Here is a 2614-nt window from a genome sequence, read left to right on the forward strand (position 1 = left end):
TCTTGACGGCTGTCGGCGGTAAGCAGGTGTTGAATCGCAAACCAGCCGAGGTAGCCCAGCCCCACCAGTTCCAGCAAGGGCTGCATCAAGGGAATGCCGTTGATGGCATCCAGGACGGCGAGGGCCAGCCGCATGACGACGAGGGTGGCGACCAGAACCGCAACCATCTTGAGCTGCGAGCGGTATTGCCCTGCCAGGTGGCTGACTTGGTTGGGGAGTGCGGTGAGCCGTTCAAAGGTTTGGTTCCAGTGTGCGGTCTGGTTGGGCGAATCCGCAACGGTTTTGGGTGCCTCAGTGGGGGCTTGGATGTCCGGCGTCACGGCTTGGGTGGCGTGGGCTTCAGCGGGGTGAGTGGGCCGTTGTTTTTGTGCGGTGGTCATAGCGCCTCCTGGGGTAATTGTTGTTCAGCTTAGGTGGCCAGTCACCAGATGACCTCTGACCTAAGTGAGAGATGGGGCCAGTCTAGGAATCGTCAAGAGCGGTACGCATTGGTTTGTTGCACCGTCTCAGCCCCATCTCCTTTTTTTGGGCGATAGCCCTCCATCTCCCTTCAATCCCCAGCCCAACTGTGTCCAATCTGGGTGTCTACCTCGATGGGGATGGGCGCAATCAGCGGTTGGGCGGCGGCTATCATGACCTGGGTCAAGGTCTGAGCGATGGCCGGGGCTAGGTCTTGCCTGACCTCCAGCACAATCTCGTCATGGACGACAATCAGCAGGTGAACATCGGCATTGAGATGGGGCACTAACGCGACTAAGGCCCGCTTGATCATGTCGGCACAGGTGCCTTGAACCGGGGCATTGATCCACTCTGCGAAGTCCGGCTTATCGGCCCACTGCCGCACCCGACCCAGCAATGTCGTTGCATGACGGATGCCGTCATTACGATAAAGCTGCCGCTTACCCTTTCGGTGCCACTGGGCGACCCCTGTAAAGAGTTGAAAGTAGCGTTGGTGCAGGGCCAGGGCATCCTTATGGCTGAGAATTAGGCCATATTGCAGTTGGGCTTCAAGTTGGAGGCGGGCGGCGCTCATGCCATAGATCAAGCCAAAGTTGATGGCCTTGCCGAGGCGTCGTTGTTCGCGAGTCACCTGGGTTTGGGCCATGTCCAGCAATAGGGCCGCAGTCATGCGGTGAACGTCCTGGCCCGTGCGGTACGCCTTGACCAGCAGGGAGTCTTGGGTAATCTTGGCGGCAATCCTTAACTCGATTTGAGAGTAGTCTGCCTTAATGAGCCGATGTCCGGGCCGGACGACAAAGCAGCGACGGATGGCGTTATCGTGAGGTACGGTCTGGAGGGCTGGGTTACGACAGCTAAAGCGTCCGCTCCTGGCCGAGACCTGCCTGACCTGGGGGTGTAGCCGTTGCGTGACCGGATGGCGATGCCTGGGCAAACTGTTCAGGGTATCGAGGACTTTGGCCTGGTGCCGCCATTCAAGCAGGTGGGGTAGGGCCGGATGACGATCCACAACCCGGATGATGGTGCGCTGGTCAGTGGCCTTCAGGGTGAGCCCTTGTTCAGCCAAAGCCTTTCGGACCTGCTGACTTGAGGCTAGGTTGATGCCGAAGGTCTGCGGTTCGGTCGGTAGCAGGCTAATTTGGGTCTTAGTTTCCAGGCCCAGAGCTTGATGGAATTGCGCGAGGGCCGTTTGCTTCTGGTGCCTAAACGCCGTAACGGCCTGTTCAAAGCGTTCTGGGTCAAGGGCCATGCCGTTCAACTCCATCATGGCGGTGGCCGGAACGCAGGCCGACTCTAGGTTGGCGATATGCAGGAACCGAGCGTGGTAATGCTGGGACGCCTGTTTAAGCCGTTGGGCTAGGGGTCTACGCAGGGCAAGGCTGTAGGCGGCATCCCAGGCGGCATATTGAAGTTGCTGGTGGCTCAGTTCGGGCCTTGAAAAGTCGCTGACTTGTTCAGCCTTGTCGAGGTCAACGCCCAGCAGGTCTTTGACGATGGCGCTGAGGCCCGACTTCACCTTAAGTCCCGCATGGAGCACCTTGTGGGCTAGGTAGGCATCAAAGAAGGGGCCGTGTAAGGGGATGCCGCTGGTGGCTAGCATCTGCCAATCAAACTTGAGGGTATGGCCCACCTTCAGGGCTGGGCCTGCGAACAGGGTTTTGAGGGCGCTGACATCGTCAATTTTCCATAGGTCGATGACGAGGGTGGGCCTAGCGGGTGTGGCGACCTGAACCAGGCGAGTCCGGTCTGAATGAGGATCCAGGCCCGTGGTTTCGGTATCGATACCCAAAGCTTTGCAGGTTAAGCGTCGGGCGACTTCTGTTTCGAGGTGACGGGTCGTGGTGATGTAGTGCCAGTCTAGGTTTAGCCTGGATGGGGTGCTGGGCGTGGCGTCGTGGGCAGCGGTTTCGTTATAGCTATAGAAATCGGCATTGGCCATGGGAGAACGGAAAAACAACCGCACCCTAGGGCGATAGCCGCTACTGCTGAATGCGTTTAAGCCTCTACCAATGGCATAGGCCAACCTCTCCTATTCGATAGAGGTCAGTTTGGCTTCGGGCTAGATAGCGTCAGAGAGACGATATTTGGAGTGACTATGCCACGTACGGCTAAACCCCACTTCATCCTGGCCGTTGACTTTGGGGGCTCAAGCACC

Annotated in this window: 2 protein-coding genes; both read right to left on the reverse strand. The window is 58.3% G+C overall.

Annotated elements, in window-relative coordinates; genetic code table 11:
• Positions 1-380: CAAD domain-containing protein (locus H6G62_RS26655; RefSeq protein WP_190500805.1), on the reverse strand; the 380-nt coding region annotated here is incomplete at its 3' end.
• 170 nt (positions 381-550) lie between these two features.
• Entirely contained in the window at positions 551-2482 is a 1932-nt protein-coding gene (locus H6G62_RS26660; RefSeq protein WP_190500807.1) for a DNA polymerase, read from the reverse strand.
• Between the last annotated feature and the right edge of the window lie 132 nt (positions 2483-2614).

Origin of the sequence: Phormidium sp. FACHB-1136 (assembly GCF_014697375.1) — a bacterium.
Taxonomy (GTDB): Bacteria; Cyanobacteriota; Cyanobacteriia; order Phormidesmidales; family Phormidesmidaceae; genus Nodosilinea.